This window comes from Paenibacillus sp. B01 (assembly GCF_009649995.1).
GTDB lineage: Bacteria > Bacillota > Bacilli > Paenibacillales > Paenibacillaceae > Paenibacillus_O > Paenibacillus_O pasadenensis.
Genome location: NZ_CP045802.1, coordinates 149,256 through 164,637, shown reverse-complemented (window position 1 = coordinate 164,637; position 15,382 = coordinate 149,256). Strand labels below are relative to the sequence as shown.

Genomic DNA, 15,382 nt, shown 5'->3' with positions numbered 1-15,382 from the left:
TCTCTCGGACGATGGAAGCCCAAATAGCCGCAGCTCGTATGAGCTGCAGCCTTTTGAGCTGCTTTACGACGATCAGAGCAGATGCATCTTCGCCTCCGCCTCGTCCCAAGGCACGGCGTACCCGCTGCCTTTGGCGCAAAAGATCGAGGAGGACGTATACAGCGGGTCCGCGTCCTTGCGGTACCCTTTCCGCTGGATCACCTCCGGCGTATTGTGGCACTCGTCGTAGCCTCCGAATACGCAGCGGATGGCGCCCCGCCCATGCGTGAACGAGGCCAGCTCCGCCGCATAGTTCAGAAATGTCGCCACCGGCGCCCGGCCCGTGACGACCGCATGCGCGTCCGTCGTCTGCGGCGGATCGAACTGCCCGCTGGCGCGCTGGATATCGGACAGCACCCGTCCCAGCTCGTCCAAGCCGACCTTGATCTTGAAGGTGTAAAATGGCTCCAGCAGCACGTTGTCGGCCTTTTCCAGCCCCTGCCTGAGCGCGCGGAAGGCGGCTTCGCGGAAGTCGCCTCCATGCGTATATTCCTTGTGCGCGGCGGCCCGCAGCAGCGTAATCTTGAGGTCGGCGACCGGCATGCCCGTCAGCAGGCCGCGATGCTCCCGCTCGTAGAGATGCGTCTTCACGAGGTTCTGGTTGCCGACGCTGAATTCGTTCGGATGGCAGACGCTCGCGAACGCGATTCCGCTGCCCCGCTCGCCCGGCTCCAGCCGCAGATGCACTTCCGCATAATGCCGAAGCGGCTCGAAATGCCCGTATCCGGTGACCGCGGCGCGGATCGTCTCCTTGTACAGAATTTCCGGGCTGCCGAACGAGACGTCCATCCCGAACCGCTCCCGCACCACATGCCCCAGCACCTCCAGTTGAATGAGGCCCATCACATGCACATGAATCTCCTGCAGGCTCTCCTCCCAGACGACGTTCAGCGACGGGTCCTCCGCATTCAGCATCCGAAACGCGCTCAGCACGTCCTTGACGTGAAGCGTCTCCGGGAACGCAACCTTCGTCATCAGCGTCGGCGCCATCTCGTAGGCCGGCTCGTCCCTGCAAGCGCCGAGTCCTTGGCCGGCCTCGACGGCGGACAGTCCGGTCACGGCGATCAGCTCGCCCGCCTCCGCCTGCTCAAGCGCATGCGACCGGCTCCCGTTGAACGCCAGCAGGCGCGTCACCTTCTCCTCCTGCCGCTTGCCGCCGCTCTCGTAGGCCAGCTCGTCCCGGACCCGCAGCGTGCCGGCCAGCAGCTTGATGAAGGTCAGCCGCACGCCGCTTGGATCATGACGGATCTTGGTCACGCGTCCGGCGAACGGCGCCTCCTTGTCATAGGCAGCGGTCGTCAAGCCGTGCAGCAGCTCCAGAAATTCGGTTACGCCGATATCCTGCAGCGCGGAGCCGCTCGCGCACGGGAACAGCCTTCCTTCGCGGACGAGTCCGCGCAGAGCCTCCAGCCAGTAGGCCGGGTCGTCCCGGCCTTCCAGGTACGCCTCCAGCAGCGCCTCGTCCCGCTCGGCCATCCGCTCCCGCAGCGGCTCTCCGACGATGCCGTGCGCAAAGCTGTCCATGACCGGTACTGCGTCCGGCGTCAGATGCAGGCGGATCTCGTCCAGCGTCGCTTCCGCGTCGGCGCCGACGCGATCCGTCTTGTTGATGAAAAAGAACGTCGGAACCCGGTGCTTGCGCAGCAGCTGCCATACCGTCTCCGTATGTCCCTGGACTCCCTCCGCCGCGCTGACGATGACGATCGCGTAGTCCATCGCCAGGACGGCCCGCTCCATCTCCGGCGAGAAGTCGACGTGTCCGGGCGTGTCGATCAGATCATAGGCCGAGCCCTTGTACGACAGCTGCGCTTGATCGGCAAACACCGTAATGCCCCGCGCGCGTTCGATCTCGTGGCTGTCCAGATAGGCGTCCTTATGGTCGACCCGTCCGCGCGACCGGATGCTGCCCGCATGGTAAAGCAGCTGCTCCGCAAACGTCGTCTTGCCCGCGTCCACATGGGCGAACAGGCCGATGGTCATCCTCATGGCGGCATCCCCCTTCCTTATTCGGTCAGCAGCGGACATGCTTCCGCTTGAAGCCGATCCGCCCTTTTTCCAGCTGACTTTGAATCTGCTCGGAGGCGTTCAACAGCTTGCGCTTCGCGCCGCTCCCGCCGATATCCACCGGACCGATCTGCTGCGCGATCCCCACCGCCCGCTCATGCAGCGGCACGTAGGACACGCCGACCGTGTACACGAAGTTGTTCATCGAGATCTTCGCCCGCTTGGGCGCGTCGTGGATCGTCCGCTTGGCTTGGTCCAGCAGGCCGGCCAGCTTCTCTTGCGAAAAGGCGGCGTCCGGACGGTTGCCGAGCAGCCAGCAGTAGCAGCTCCAGCCGGCCGACATGCGCAGCTCGTCGCCGCTCGCGATCCAGCGGTCGGCTACCTCCTGCGCGATGTCCGACTCCGCCAGCGTGACCGCGACCACATAGTCCGACAGCATGTAAAAATAAGCCGTCTCGATCCAGCGATCGAAATCGGCTGCCGACATGGCGTCGGGATCGGCGATGACGCCGGCGAAGTACATGGCGTCATAGTTGCCGGTCGCGTAGAGCTGCTCGGCGAGCGGCTGGTTCCGCTTGATCTTTCGGTAGAGAGGCTTCATCTCGCCCGTAGCCACGCCGAACAAGGGCTCATGCGCGCCGTTGCCCAGGTACATCTTCTTCAGTCGTTCCTTGCCGAGAGCTTCGAGCTCGTGCAGGACGGTTTCCAGATCCATTGGTTTCAGCTCCTTTGCATGGAAATGAACTGGCGATTCCAGCTATAATAAGGCCGTTCCGCTTATTGTTCGTTCGTTGGTTGCAGTCGATTCGAGAGGAGGCAGGCAGAGATGCCGCAATTGATTTTCAGAGGAATTCCAGCCGAGGGCATACGCGCGATCAGCATCCCTCTCGTAGAGGAGATGGCGGCGATATGCCGATGCGGCACCGATAATTTCACCTTGGAGTGCCTGCATGTCACGGCGATCTTCGACGGGAAATATACCGATTCCTACCCGTTCATCGATGTATGGTGGTTCGAGCGCGGGGACGAGATTCGAGACAAGATGGCCGAGGCGATCGACAGGCATGTCCGCTCGCTCGGCATCCCCGATCTGGAAATTTCCTTCCGGGTCGGCCGGGAGGACAATTTCTACATGAACGGCCGCCGGTACGGCTCCTAAAAAGGAGCCGTACGCGTACGGCAACTACTTTTTGCGTACCGCGAACCACAGCTCGATGTAGTTGAGGCCGTCCTTCGTCCCGTTCATCTCGAACTCGATTCCGTCCACCTGCTCGTAGCCCGCCGTTGGGAGCCATTCGGTGTAGAAGCGACGGTAAAGCGTCTCGATCGTCTCTCCGAACTGCTCCCACGGATGCGGCTCCGACGGGAAGATCGCCCATGTATGCGCGGGAATCGTCGCCGTAGCGTAGCCGTCCGTATCGCTGGCCTCATCCTTGAAGGCGCAGAGCATGTAAGGAAACGTATCGGGCCCGGTTTTCCGGTAGCTGCAGACCGCATTCACTGCGTATAGATTGGGGCTCACGAAGGACGGCAGCCCGCCTGCACGCTCTTCAAGCCGCTTCGCCTCTCCGTTCGCATGGCTCTGCTCCCACAGCCGGGCCGGCGTTTGGGGCGCATCCCCGCCTCCATCCGTGCGGAATACGCGTTCCAGGCCGAACACCTCGAACTTTTCCTTCGTCTCGATCCGATAATTCATCGCCTCTGCCCCCTTGATCGTGATGAGGAAGGACAGACGGGGATAGGCTTTGAGCTCCATGCCGCCCTGGCGGGCCATAGCCGGCGTCATTCCATGCAGCGCATGGAACGCCCGCGCGAACGAGACCGGCGAGTCGTACCCGTAGGTCAGCGCGACATCGATGATCTTCGCCGCCCCGCCTTGCTGCAGCTCCAACGCAGCCAGCGTCAGCCGTCTGCGCCGAATGTACTCCGCCAGCGTCACATCCGTAATGAACGAGAACATCCGCTGAAAATGATACGTCGAGCAGCAGGCCCTGCGGGCCGCCTCGCTCAGCTCGATCTCCCCGGTCAGGTTCTCCTCGATGTAGTCCATCGCCCGGTTCATCCGCTCCAGCCACTCCATCTTATCCCTCCTCTCTTGATCCAGTATAGGGGCAGCCGAGATCGGCCTCGCAACGATTCGTGCACCAAGAAGTTGCCTCACTTGAGTTCTTTTTGCTCCTGCCACTTCAAAGCACGCTGTTCCATTTCGCTGACGAAGGATTTGCTATCCTCCATTATACGACGATCCTCGTCCAAGGCATGCGAAAAAACCTTCCGAATCCGCCGGAACGGCGAATCGGAAGGGTGGAATGCCGCGTGCTAGGCTCGCTGGACGGCGCTGAGCGTGCGCAGGCCCGCCGCGTAATCGTCGAGCTTGGCGTAAAAATCGCGAAAGACGGCATCGCGATCGATGAAATAGGCCGATCGGATCAAATGGCGCGACGAATTGAAGCTCCAGGTGACGTTGTCGGTCAGCAGCGGACTGTGCACGATGTGGCTCCATACCGCCTGGGGCTGAGCCAGAAAGGCGACGGCGGACAGATCCCAGATGACGCGAGAGCGGCCGAAATGGTCGTCGCTGCAGCTTTCATAGCGCTCCGCGAGAAAATCGCCGATCGCTCCGCGGCCGCGTACGCGCTCGTTCACTTCAGGCAGCGTGGTCAGAAGCTGCGAGGCGACGCCCATGCACGGCACCAGGACAAACGGAACGCCGCTGTCCAGAAGCACGCGGACCGCATGGACATCCTGCTGCAGATTGAATTCATTCGCATCCGGCCAGTGCAGCGCATGTCCGCCGAGCCAGACGACGACGATCTTGCGGAGGATCGACGGCTCCAGCAAGATCGCCGAAGCGACGTTCGTGATCGCGCCGATCGCCACGACATACAGCGGCTCGTCATCCGGCATCGCCTGCGCGCGCGCGACGAGATCTCTGGCTGCCGGGCTGTCGACCGGCTCCTCCGCGCCCGGCAAATACCGCTCCGACCCGCGAAACGCGTATCCGTCCGTCGGCAAGCCGAACCGGCTCAGGATGCGCTCGATCTCCTCGTAGCTTTTTTCCATCCCGTCCTGCGGTCCGGAGGACAGCTCGTTGAAAAACGGCGCCGCGTACACGGCCTCGAGCGATACCTTCTCCGGCGAAAGCAACGCGTACGCCAGCGCGAACTGATCGTCGATCTCATTGAACGTATCGGTATCAAGCACCATCCTCGCCCTGCCCTGCGGAGCCGCCAAGCGCTCCAGCCGGAACGCTTCCTCTACCTTTGGATATCGACTCATGACGGTCCATCGCCTCCCTGTCATTTTGGCTGCCTCTGCTTCACAATGATTCGAACTTGAGCTAATCTTAACGAATCATGCCTCGGTTACCTATACCGATCTGGCTTTAATCTTGCTTGAAGTGGCTAAGGGAGGACGATGCGGGTGATCGCGCAAACGGTGTTTTTATTTCAAGCCGCCCATGAGGCGGGCAGCTCGGTCGGCATGCATCAGCACGGCTGCTGCGAGCTGGTCTACTATGCGAGCGGGAGCGGAACGACCCGCATCCATGACGTCGCCTACCGCTACGGTCCCGGCTCCTTCGCGGTGATCCGTCCCGGAACGCCGCATGACGAGAAGCGCGCGGCCGATACGAGCGTCGTCTGCGTCGGATTCCAGCTGCCGGACCGGCAGCTGCCCGCACCTCAAGAGGGCTTGTACCAAGACGCTCCGGAGCGGCCGCTCGGCCGGCGTCTGGAAGGAATGCTGGACGAACTGGCGGGCAAGCGCGCCCATTACGCGCTGCAGCTTGACCTGGAGCTGAGCTCGCTGCTCATTCAGCTTGTCCGGAAGCAGCGGGACCCGGCGGCAGCCGTGGCGGACAGCGGGCATTGGCTTGCTTTCGCGCTGCATTATATCGACGAGCATTACCGGGAGCCGATCCGCCTCGAGCAGCTGGCCGCGATGTCCGGCTACAGCTATCATCATTTCCGCCATTGCTTCAAGCAGCGGTTCGCCGTCCCTCCGCTTGCCTACGTGCTCGGAAAAAGACTGGACGAGGCGCGCCGGCTGCTCCTGCATGCCGACCTGTCCGTACTGGAAATCGCCCTGCACTGCGGCTTCTCCAGCGACGCGCAGCTGTGCGCGATGTTCAAGCGCAGATTCGGCATGACGCCGGGGCAGTTCCGGCGCAGCGTCTAAGCCCCTGTCCCGCCAGCCGCCGGACAGGGGTGAATCCGTCTTGCCCGGCCGCTAGCAGGGCGATTGACGCTCGGGGCGGCTACGTCGCGTCGAACAGCAGCCGCTCGGCCTCTCGATGCAGCTCCCAGATATCGCAGGTTTGATTTCCGAGGATGATGCTCGTCGTCTCGGCATCCGGATAATAAGCGAGCATGGCGGCGACGCCTGCGTTCGCTCCGTCCTTATACATGCACACGAGCTTCCCTGCCCCGTCATAGACGAAATGGAAGCCATATCCGTTGACGACCGTGCCTCGTCCGTACGACTTGGCAAGGCGGGCCTGCGGCTTCATGATCGCTTCCGTCCTCTCGCGGGAAAGGAGCCTGCCGCCCGCCAGGGCGCGCATGAACGTATCGAGATCGCCGACCGTCGTATAGGCTCCTCCGTCCGATGTGCCGATCGGCGGGAAGGAATAGACGTTTTTCCTCCATTTGACCTGTCCATATTCGTCATACTCGGCCTCATACCCCTCCGCGACGGCGGCGTCGCCTTCGTCCTTGGCCGCGAATGACGTATCGTCCATGCCGCAGGCGCGGAACACATGACGATCGACATAATCGCGGTAGCCCATGCCCGTGGCCTGCTTGATGGCGAGCCCAAGCAGCACGTAAGCGCAGTTGTTGTAGCTGACATCCGTTCCCGCTTTGAATTTCGGCTTCTTGTAGGCGAATTGCGGAATGAAATCGGCGTTATGGCGGATCGAGTAGTTGGGCTTGCTGACGAACAACGCTTCGTAGCTCTCGCCCAGCTCCTCGTCCGCGTCATCGGCGATGCCGGAAGTATGGGTAAGCAGGTGTGCGAGCGTGACGTCCTCCGGAATGCAAGTGCCGGTCAAGTCGACTCGATCCACGATTCGATCGTCGAGGCCGAGCATTCCGCAATCGACCAGCTGCAAAACCGCGACGGCCGTGAACAGCTTCGTGACGGAGGCCGTATCGAATTTCGTACGCATTCCGTTCGGCACTTTGAACCCCCGATGCGCGTAGCCGCAGGCGCGTTCGAAGAGGGTCGCCTCGCCTCCCCTGATGAGGGCGGTTCCTGAAAAATGATGATCATGAACGTACTGCTCAAATAAAGACTCCAGTTTATCCACCATGCGGAATCGGCCCCTTTTTGTTTTTCTCGATTTTACCATTGCCGGAGCCGTCTTCATGTCCAAAATCGGTTATACCCGTTTTGGCTCACTTCCCCTCCCCGCCTCCGCCTCGTCCCAAGGCGCCGCTGCCCTTGGCGCAAAAGGATTCTCGTCGAGAAAGAGCGAGCGTGCACGACGGGGGCGGACGGACATAGGCAAAAACGGCACGGCGGGGGCGGAATGCCCCTGCCGTGCCGTTTCTTCGTACCTTTTTTCTGTCCGACTCCATGCAGCCGATCCAGCTTGCGGAACTGGCACGGCCAGGGCATTCTTGCCCTTAGCAACGCTAGTTCTGTGCTTCTATAAGCCTCCCGTCACGATCGGAATCTCGCTGTTCTTCACTTTTAGTAAGCACGGCTTTCTTGTCCATCATCAAATAAACGCTCTCGGAATTGTAGCTCAAGCTCCCCTAGACATCGTACCGCCTCGCCTAGTGCATGCCAGTCCCCCCGAACGGCTAGGGAATGACAATGACCGAACATTTCGGACTGCATTAATTTCAACTCGGACAGTCTAGCATTTCCAGGTTGAAAAAACTCGCTATAGTTCAATGCCCGCCTTGCACCTACTGGAAAGGCAAAATGCGTTAAGTGACCTTGCAGTCCCGGGTCAATCTTCTCTCCCTTTAAGTGTTGCTGCAAGGCTGTGAAAGCATCGCCCCCTGTTTTCCAGCCCTGTTTCAAAGCGATGTGATCAGCGTCCAAATACACTTCTCGGAAATAAAGTACGGCTTCGTGGTATATTTCATTCGATGTTCGTTGTCGCAGTCGCATAGGCGATGTCCAATAATGATAGACTAGATCGCTTGGATAAAACCGATACTGCAATCGGTTTGTTTTACTCGCTTGGACCAAGTCGCGAACAGGCAGCTTGGCAAAAGGATATCCCGCTGGATCATGCAATCGTAACCACCCGTCCTCCAGCCCAAAAGCCAGCACATAATGGTCGCAGCCATGTAGATCGTGATGATTTGGCATATAGCTAAGAAAACCCATGTCGAGCGGCCCAATCAAGATCGGATGATCCTTAAGCTCCGCGGATAGTTGATCCATCATTCCAACTTCATCCATCCCTGAACGTTCATTGTATGTAAATCCCAAGATGTCCAGTGCCTTGCTGACTCCCAGATGAGGAATTCCATTAGAGAAGAAAATCATATTATCCTCTTCAAACCAAACTGCCCCTAGCCCAACACCAGTCAACACCTCAATTAGGCTCGCCGAAACCTGTTCTCCGATGCTATCAAGCAGCATCGATGTGGAATTTGCATAGCAATACTGACCGTTTCCGACATAGGCAAACATAACCTCTCATCCTTTCTCGATGGGCAGACAAAAATCAAGGATGACAACCGCTCCTTGCAGCTCCGTATGGTATATCTCGAGACAAGGCCGGTTTGCCAATAAGCAATCGCTATCCGGAAGCCACCGCCCGTACATGTAATCTACAACATGTCCAAGCTGAACAATCACTTCCTCCTCGGAGCTTACATCCGTAAGCCTAATCGTATAAACTGCATACAGGCCTCCCGGAACATCCTGAATATCCACCTCCTCATGACCAAAGTTGTCTGTTAGCCCAGCAGGGATGGTATATGCAGCATCATATCTGCAATTTTCGCTCTCCGTAATATCATGGTTGTCATACGTAATTCCGACTTCCATGGATCTTCGCAGATCCAGATTGTTCTGTCTCAGCCACGCTTGGGTTTTGTTAAAGGACTCGACGATCTCCTTGCTGTATATCCCTTTGCTAAACCCGTATCTGTGTCGGACATAAGCCACATGCAGATCCGGCAACCTCTCGATCCTGACTTGCGCTACATTTATTTGTTGGACATCTACGGCTGATACGTCTTCAGAATAACGTTGTGTATCCAAAACTTCTTGCCCGTTCTTGCGGCAAAATTGACTATTCTTGCGATGTTGTCCGTTTTTGCGATAGTCTCGCGCACTTACTCCGAAATGCTCGGAAAACGCCCGTGAAAAAGTGGATAATGACGTAAAGCCGCAGGCAGAGGCGATCTCAGTTATTGATAAATCGCTGCGGTTCACCAAATACTGCGTGCTTTTCTCCATGCGGATTCGCTTCACATACTCGTTGACGTTCTCACCAACAATCGCTTTAAAAATGCGGTGAAAGTGGAAGGGAGAGAACGCTGCTATTCGTGATAAAGAGGCTAAAGAAAGATTCTCTTCCAAATGATTTTCAATATAGTTCATGACCTTATTGATTCTGCTTACATAGTCTCTACGGTTCATATATTCCCTCGCATCATCGTGGCGTAGAACCGCTGTAGAGGTTCTTACGCTGATATTCCTTCGTAAAATAGTAGTTCGTTTACTTGGTTGCGAGCTCCTACCAAACAAAGTTAAATTGCGCGTCTCGTAGAGACCTTTCTTTTAAACCGTATCTATCGATACCGCCAAGCCAGGGGATGCCGGCAACGCCAGCCAACAGCAGGTGGATTGCTCTGGAGGGCGGTCGGACTCTTGCTCTGCACAGAAGGCTGCGACGACCTGACCCAACCGCCGAACTGCGGCTGGTTCCGTGGTTCCTGCAGCTGCTTTCCTCGAATTCTTGTCTGCAAGCTGTTTGCAGAAAAGCCCAAAGAGGGCTGCAACAGGTCCGCCTCACGGCAACCTGTCACAGCCCCCCAATCCGCGTCCGACGCGGTCTATCGACTCTTACTTATCCTCCGTCGCGATCGGATTCCCCTCATACGAGATCCAATCGCTCCAGCTCCCCGCGTACAGCCTTACGTTCCCGTACCCGGCGGCTTGCAGGGCAAGCACGTTCGGGCAGGCGGTCACGCCAGAGCCGCAGTAGACGATCAGCTCGCGGTCCTGCGGGATGCCGTCCAGCGCGGCGGAGAGCGCGTCGCCGCTCTTCCAGCGGCCGTCCTCGTTCAGGACGCCCTTCCAGAAGCGGTTGACCGCCCCCGGGATATGCCCGGCCGCGCGGTCGATCGGCTCCTCGAGCCCCGCATAGCGGCGCGGCTCGCGCGAGTCGATCAGCAGCGGCGCGCTCTCGGCGGCCGCCGAGCCGCTTTCCGCTCCCGCGCCAGCGGCCGAGGCCCATGCCTCCGGCTCCGCGGTCCGCGAGGCGGCGCGTACGGCGTCCACGTCCGCCAGCAGCTCCGGACGCACGCGCGCACGGAACGCTCCCGGCACGACGACGCGCGTCGCGTCCGTGACCGGATAACCCGCCGCCTGCCAGGCAGAAAACCCCTGGTCCATCACATAAACCGCGTCATGGCCGAGCCAGCGCAGCAGCCACCAAAGGCGCGACGCCATCGCGCCGCCCTGGTCGTCGTAGGCAACGACGCGGCTGTCCGGGCCGATGCCCGCGCGGCGCAGCGCCGCCTCAAGCTCGGCCGGGTCCGGCAGCGGATGGCGGCCGCCATGCTCGCCGACCGGGGCGGACAGGTCCCGCTCCAGGTCCAGGTAGACGGCGCCCGGAACATGCGCCGCCTCGTACGCCTCGCGGCCGGACTCGGGCTTGCCGAGCGCGAACCGGCAGTCCGCGATGACGAGATCGGGCTCGTACATGCGGGCGAGCAGCCATTTCATCGAGACGATCGGATTCGGTTGATTCATCGTGCCTCGCCTCCTGCTTGATGAGATTGAGGATCGGACTTGAGCTTGAACGCCGGGTTCAGGCTTCAGCGCGGCTTAAGCCTCCGCCGCCTGCCGACCCCGCAGCGCCAGCAGCACCAGCAGCAGCACGAGCAGCACCGCCCCCATGACCGCCGTCAGCTGCAGCAGCCGCTGCCAGCCGTGCAGGTCGAACAGCCAGCCGCCCAGCTTGGGGAAGATCGCGCCGCCGAGGCCGCCGCAGGCGACGAGCAGGCTCGTCGTGCGGTCGGTCATGCCCGGCAGCCGCTCGTTGACGTAGATGAGCGCGACCGCGAAGATGCCGGCCATGCAGAAGCCGGCCAGAGCGACGAGCACGAGCGTCCAGGTGAGCGTGCCCGCAGTCGCCAGCAGCACGAGCGCGGCCAGCGTCGAGGCGACGGAGCCGAGCAGATAGACGCGGTAGCCCGCCGCTCGCGTGGCGAAGCCGATCAGCAGCCGTCCGGCGACCATCGTCGCCCAGAACAGGCTGAGCACGGCGGAGGCTTCCGCCTCGCCGATGCCCGACCCCTTCGTCATGATGGACGGCAAATAGTTGGCGAACACCATCTCAAGCCCGACATACAGGAAAAAGAACGCCATGCCGACCGCGAGCAGCGGCCACGAGCCGCGGCCGTAGCCGAGCCAGCCGCGGCCGCCGGCGGGCGCAACCGCCTTGTCGCTCGCCAGCGCGCCGGCGGCCGGCACGGCCGCCGGCCCGTCCAGGCCGGGAGCGACGATCGGCTCGTCCGCCTCGCGCGCGGCCGCGGCAGGCCCGTCCGCAGGCGCAGCCGCCGCCGGCTTCGCCGTCCGCGGCGTATGGGCGACCGCTTCGTCGGCCGGGCCGAACGACAGCGTCATCCAGAGCAGCATCGAGATGCCGGCGAGCGCGGTCAGCACCGGGAAGCTCATCATCCAGATGCCGTCCCGGATGAGCAGCGCCGCCAGGCCCGGCATGGCGAGCGCGCCGGCGCCGAAGGCGACCTCCAGCCAGCCCATGACCGAGGCCTTGCCCCGGGCGAATACGTCCATGATGAGCGCGCCGACGACCGCCTCGGTCATGCCGAAGCCGAAGCCGGCGACCGGCGCGGCGACGAGGATGACGTCCCACGGCGGCAGCATGCTGTAGATCGCCTCGGCCGCCGTGAGGAAGCCGAGCGCCAGCACGAGGCCGCTTCGGCGCCCGATCCGGGACGTGATGGCGGGAGCGGCGAGCACGCCCAGCAAAAAGCCGAGGAATTGATTCGTAATCCATTGGCCGGCCGCGCCGTAGCTGAGGTCATAGTTGGCCATGACCGGCTCCAGCAGCGCCCCTGCGACCACATGGGCCAGGCCGATGACGAAATAGGAGAGACAACCGAGCAGAATCAGTTTGCGCATCGCGGCTCCTTCGATGGATTCGTTGAAGTAGGATGATTCCAGTGCTTCCTATTTTACCATGACCCGGAACCGGAATGGTATAATGGCCCTGTCCGAAGATGGCTATTATGCGAACAAGCGACAGGCGCAAGGCGCCGGAGAGGAGCCCTCATGACCATCGATCCGTTCGATCCCGCCGCCGCGTGGCAGGTCGTCCCCATGACCGAGGCCCATGCCGAGGAGGTATGCCGCTGGCGCTTCGAGCCGCCGTACGACGTGTACAACAACGATCCATGGGACACGCTGAAGAAGCTCGAGATCGAGTTCGGCGATCCCAAGCTTCGCGAGGAGCAGTATGCGGCCGTCATCGATCCGGACGACGGCGAGCTGATGGGCTACGCCCAGTTTTTCCCGATCGTCGGCGTCACCCGTCTCGGTCTGGCGCTGCGGCCGGACCTGTGCGGCGACGGCATCGGCCCGTCGTTCGTCCGGCTGCTCGTGCGGGAGGCGCGCCGCCGCAAGCCCGAGGACGAGATCGACCTCGAGGTGCTGCTGTGGAACGTGCGCGCCCGCCGCGCTTACGAGAAGGCCGGCTTCCGCGTGACCGACCAGTACGAGCGGGGCACGCCGGACGGGCCGAAGCCCTTTTACTGCATGACGTACAAAAAAGGCCGCTGAGCTCCCGGGAGCAGCGGCCTTTCGCTTCCGGCGGCGCCGGCCCTATCGCGTCAGATGAGGCGGACGATGCGGGCTTCCTTGCCGTCGACCATCACTTCGATGACGTGGAACTTCGGCTTGTAGGCGACGACGCCCCCGCCGACATGCAGCACCGGCTCCTCGCCGAGGCCGTAGAACACATCGTCCGCCAGCGCCTCCATCACTTCCCGCTTTTCCTGGTCGCCGAGCTCGCCCCACTCTTCTCCCGTCATCTCGAAAAACGAGTACGAGTCGCGAATCGCGCTCACCGCCTCGGTCAGATCATCCAAAATATCCTTGTATTCCCTCGCATGCCTGACGCCCATCCGTCATCCCTTCCTTCCTTTTCCTTCCGCAGCTTCATGGCTCTATTGTACACGGTTATGCCATCTTCTAACGCAATGTGACTATGGTTCTGCAAAAATTTCTCTAATCTCCCCTCAAGGGGGAGTCGATATATAGGAGAAACGGGACGAAGCAGCGGGAGGGCCTGCCGGCCTGCCGCTCTCCCTCATCTTCAGATTGGACGGGGTGCATTATGGAAAAGTCAACTTTCATCGGTATCGTACTCGGCCTTGCCGCCGTTCTCGTCGGCATGGTGCTCAAGGGAGCGCCGCTCCATAACCTGGCGAATCCGGCCGCCTTCATGATCATCATCGTCGGCACGTTCGCCTCCCTGTTCATCGGCTTCCCGATGAACGAGATCGCCAAATTTCCGACGCTGCTCAAGCTGACGTTCATCAACCCGAAGCTGGTCAGCCGCCAGGACCTCATCACGATGTTCGCGGATTGGGCAAGCATCACGCGCCGCGAAGGCCTGCTCGCCCTGGAGGCGAAGGTCGAGGAGATCGAGGATCCGTTCCTGAAGAACGGCATGCGCATGGTCATCGACGGCAACGATCAGGACTTCGTCCGCGACGTGCTGCTCGAGGACATCAGCGCGATGGAGGAGCGCCACAAAGCCGGCGCCCTGCTGTTCACGCAGGCCGGCACCTACGCGCCGACGCTCGGCGTGCTCGGGGCCGTCGTCGGCCTGATCGCCGCCCTGTCGGACATGAGCGACATGAACAAGCTCGCGCATGCGATCGCAGGCGCCTTCATCGCGACGCTGCTCGGCATTTTCACCGGCTACGTGCTCTGGCATCCGATCGCCAACAAGCTCAAGCGCATCTCCAAGCGCGAATCGCAGGTCAAGCTGATGATGGTCGAAGGCCTGCTCTCGATCCAGTCCGGCGTCTCCACGATCGCCATCAACCAAAAGCTGTCCGTCTACCTCTCGCCTAAAGAGCGCCTCCAAATGCAGGAATCGAAAGAAGGGAAGCTGATTGAGCAAGAAGCATAAGCACGAGGAGCACGAAGAGCATGTGGACGAATCCTGGCTCATCCCTTACGCCGACCTGCTGACGCTGCTGCTGGCGCTGTTCATCGTCCTGTACGCCTCCAGCAGCGTCGACGCCAAGAAGTTCGAGGAGATGAGCCGCGCGTTCAACATCGCTCTGAGCGGCGGCAACGGCGTGCTCGAGAGCTACAAGTCGATCGACAAGGAGGGCATGGTCGCCGACGAGAAGACCAAGGAGCAGAGCTCCAAGGACGCGCAGTCGGAGAGCACGACGACCTCCCAGCAAGTGAATGCCGCGAACCTGGACAAAGCGATGCAGGAGCTCATGCGCCAGGAGCAGGAGGATCTCGAGAAGCTCAAGAAGCAGGTCGACCAGTACATCGAGGACAAGGGCCTCACGACCTCGCTCGAGACGAAGCTCAACCAGTCCCGTCTCATGATCACGATCAGCGACAAAGCGCTGTTCCCGTCCGGCAGCGCCACGATCAAGCCGGAGGCCGAGCAGCTCGGCACGTACATCTCCGGCATCCTGCAGAAGTATCCGAACTACGAGGTGATGGTGTCGGGCCATACGGACAACCAGCCGATCTCCAACGCCCAGTTCCGCTCCAACTGGGATCTGAGCACGATGCGCGCCGTCCGCTTCATGGACGTGCTGCTGCATAACGACAAGCTCGATCCAAAGCGCTTCAGCGCGGTCGGCAACGGCGAGTACGAGCCGGTCGCGAGCAACGACACTGCCGCCGGACGGGCCAAAAACCGCCGCGTCGAGGTGTCGATCATCCGCAACTACGGCCAGCCTTCGGCCGCGCAGATGATTTCCGCCGGCTTCAAATGATCGGCTCGGCAAAAAGCCCCGCTTTTCCTGTCGCACAGGGAAAGCGGGGCTTTGATGCTCGCTTCGCGCGCGTCTTCACGATCGGCGCGGGGAAAATGGCCGGCCGCGCGACCGGTCCGCGAGCGCCACGCCAGCTAGCC

15 protein-coding genes are annotated in these 15,382 nt (G+C 61.1%); 5 read left to right on the top strand and 10 right to left on the bottom strand.

Features of this window, described 5'->3' with window-relative positions:
• Positions 1 to 72: 72 nt before the first annotated feature.
• Complete coding sequence (locus GE073_RS00745) at positions 73 to 2,025, bottom strand: elongation factor G (RefSeq protein ID WP_028600708.1); 1,953 nt, start codon at positions 2,023 to 2,025, stop codon at positions 73 to 75.
• A gap of 25 nt (positions 2,026 to 2,050) precedes the next feature.
• Complete coding sequence (locus GE073_RS00740) at positions 2,051 to 2,758, bottom strand: DNA alkylation repair protein (RefSeq protein ID WP_028600709.1); 708 nt, start codon at positions 2,756 to 2,758, stop codon at positions 2,051 to 2,053.
• 111 nt (positions 2,759 to 2,869) lie between these two features.
• On the opposite strand from GE073_RS00740, the gene GE073_RS00735 reads away from it, so the two are divergent.
• Positions 2,870 to 3,202, top strand: coding sequence for a DUF1904 family protein (locus GE073_RS00735; RefSeq protein ID WP_028600710.1), 333 nt, complete (start codon positions 2,870 to 2,872; stop codon positions 3,200 to 3,202).
• A 24-nt stretch (positions 3,203 to 3,226) separates the two neighbouring features.
• Here GE073_RS00735 and GE073_RS00730 read toward each other — a convergent pair whose 3' ends face one another.
• Complete coding sequence (locus GE073_RS00730) at positions 3,227 to 4,123, bottom strand: AraC family transcriptional regulator (RefSeq protein WP_028600711.1); 897 nt, start codon at positions 4,121 to 4,123, stop codon at positions 3,227 to 3,229.
• 239 nt (positions 4,124 to 4,362) lie between these two features.
• On the bottom strand, positions 4,363 to 5,322 hold the full coding sequence (locus tag GE073_RS00725; protein ID WP_052333660.1) for a nucleoside hydrolase: 960 nt from the start codon (positions 5,320 to 5,322) through the stop codon (positions 4,363 to 4,365).
• A gap of 144 nt (positions 5,323 to 5,466) precedes the next feature.
• On the opposite strand from GE073_RS00725, the gene GE073_RS00720 reads away from it, so the two are divergent.
• Positions 5,467 to 6,222, top strand: coding sequence for a helix-turn-helix transcriptional regulator (locus GE073_RS00720; protein WP_028600712.1), 756 nt, complete (start codon positions 5,467 to 5,469; stop codon positions 6,220 to 6,222).
• A 79-nt stretch (positions 6,223 to 6,301) separates the two neighbouring features.
• On the opposite strand, the gene GE073_RS00715 is transcribed toward GE073_RS00720, so the two are convergent.
• The 5 genes from GE073_RS00715 to GE073_RS00695 form a co-directional block, all read right to left on the bottom strand.
• Positions 6,302 to 7,357, bottom strand: coding sequence for a serine hydrolase domain-containing protein (locus GE073_RS00715; protein ID WP_028600713.1), 1,056 nt, complete (start codon positions 7,355 to 7,357; stop codon positions 6,302 to 6,304).
• Between the two features lie 383 nt (positions 7,358 to 7,740).
• Positions 7,741 to 8,700, bottom strand: a complete 960-nt coding sequence (locus GE073_RS00710) for a cysteine peptidase family C39 domain-containing protein (RefSeq protein WP_028600714.1) — start codon at positions 8,698 to 8,700, stop codon at positions 7,741 to 7,743.
• A 6-nt stretch (positions 8,701 to 8,706) separates the two neighbouring features.
• The gene (locus GE073_RS00705; RefSeq protein WP_164820125.1) at positions 8,707 to 9,618 is read right to left on the bottom strand and encodes an AraC family transcriptional regulator; all 912 of its coding nucleotides are present in this window, start codon (positions 9,616 to 9,618) and stop codon (positions 8,707 to 8,709) included.
• A 465-nt stretch (positions 9,619 to 10,083) separates the two neighbouring features.
• Entirely contained in the window at positions 10,084 to 10,995 is a 912-nt protein-coding gene (locus GE073_RS00700) for a sulfurtransferase (protein ID WP_153782543.1), read from the bottom strand.
• 75 nt (positions 10,996 to 11,070) lie between these two features.
• A complete protein-coding gene (locus tag GE073_RS00695; protein WP_153782542.1) occupies positions 11,071 to 12,390 on the bottom strand; it encodes an MFS transporter in 1,320 nt (439 codons plus the stop codon).
• A 150-nt stretch (positions 12,391 to 12,540) separates the two neighbouring features.
• Between GE073_RS00695 and GE073_RS00690 the strand changes: the two genes are divergently transcribed.
• Positions 12,541 to 13,047 (top strand): GNAT family N-acetyltransferase, encoded by a 507-nt coding sequence (locus GE073_RS00690; protein ID WP_028600717.1) that lies wholly within the window; start codon positions 12,541 to 12,543, stop codon positions 13,045 to 13,047.
• A gap of 50 nt (positions 13,048 to 13,097) precedes the next feature.
• Here the strand turns inward: GE073_RS00690 and GE073_RS00685 are convergent, their stop codons facing one another.
• Positions 13,098 to 13,391 (bottom strand): hypothetical protein, encoded by a 294-nt coding sequence (locus GE073_RS00685; RefSeq protein ID WP_028600718.1) that lies wholly within the window; start codon positions 13,389 to 13,391, stop codon positions 13,098 to 13,100.
• A gap of 212 nt (positions 13,392 to 13,603) precedes the next feature.
• On the opposite strand from GE073_RS00685, the gene motA reads away from it, so the two are divergent.
• Together motA and motB are read left to right on the top strand one after the other, a co-directional pair.
• Positions 13,604 to 14,407, top strand: coding sequence for a flagellar motor stator protein MotA (motA, locus tag GE073_RS00680; protein ID WP_028600719.1), 804 nt, complete (start codon positions 13,604 to 13,606; stop codon positions 14,405 to 14,407).
• Positions 14,391 to 15,242: a flagellar motor protein MotB gene (gene motB, locus GE073_RS00675; protein WP_028600720.1), complete on the top strand. Its 852-nt coding sequence runs from the start codon at positions 14,391 to 14,393 to the stop codon at positions 15,240 to 15,242. The genes motA and motB overlap by 17 nt, the downstream gene beginning before the upstream one ends.
• The last annotated feature ends 140 nt before the right edge of the window (positions 15,243 to 15,382 follow it).

Excerpts from the sequence above, each read along its gene's own strand:
- GE073_RS00745 (WP_028600708.1), bottom strand. The coding sequence starts at position 2,025 with ATGAGGATGACCATCGGCCTGTTCGCCCATGTGGACGCGGGCAAGACG.
- GE073_RS00740 (WP_028600709.1), bottom strand. The coding sequence starts at position 2,758 with ATGGATCTGGAAACCGTCCTGCACGAGCTCGAAGCTCTCGGCAAGGAA.
- GE073_RS00735 (WP_028600710.1), top strand. The coding sequence starts at position 2,870 with ATGCCGCAATTGATTTTCAGAGGAATTCCAGCCGAGGGCATACGCGCG.
- GE073_RS00730 (WP_028600711.1), bottom strand. The coding sequence starts at position 4,123 with ATGGAGTGGCTGGAGCGGATGAACCGGGCGATGGACTACATCGAGGAG.
- GE073_RS00725 (WP_052333660.1), bottom strand. The coding sequence starts at position 5,322 with ATGAGTCGATATCCAAAGGTAGAGGAAGCGTTCCGGCTGGAGCGCTTG.
- GE073_RS00715 (WP_028600713.1), bottom strand. The coding sequence starts at position 7,357 with ATGGTGGATAAACTGGAGTCTTTATTTGAGCAGTACGTTCATGATCAT.
- GE073_RS00710 (WP_028600714.1), bottom strand. The coding sequence starts at position 8,700 with ATGTTTGCCTATGTCGGAAACGGTCAGTATTGCTATGCAAATTCCACA.
- GE073_RS00705 (WP_164820125.1), bottom strand. The coding sequence starts at position 9,618 with ATGAACTATATTGAAAATCATTTGGAAGAGAATCTTTCTTTAGCCTCT.
- GE073_RS00700 (WP_153782543.1), bottom strand. The coding sequence starts at position 10,995 with ATGAATCAACCGAATCCGATCGTCTCGATGAAATGGCTGCTCGCCCGC.
- GE073_RS00695 (WP_153782542.1), bottom strand. The coding sequence starts at position 12,390 with ATGCGCAAACTGATTCTGCTCGGTTGTCTCTCCTATTTCGTCATCGGC.
- GE073_RS00690 (WP_028600717.1), top strand. The coding sequence starts at position 12,541 with ATGACCATCGATCCGTTCGATCCCGCCGCCGCGTGGCAGGTCGTCCCC.
- GE073_RS00685 (WP_028600718.1), bottom strand. The coding sequence starts at position 13,391 with ATGGGCGTCAGGCATGCGAGGGAATACAAGGATATTTTGGATGATCTG.
- motA (WP_028600719.1), top strand. The coding sequence starts at position 13,604 with ATGGAAAAGTCAACTTTCATCGGTATCGTACTCGGCCTTGCCGCCGTT.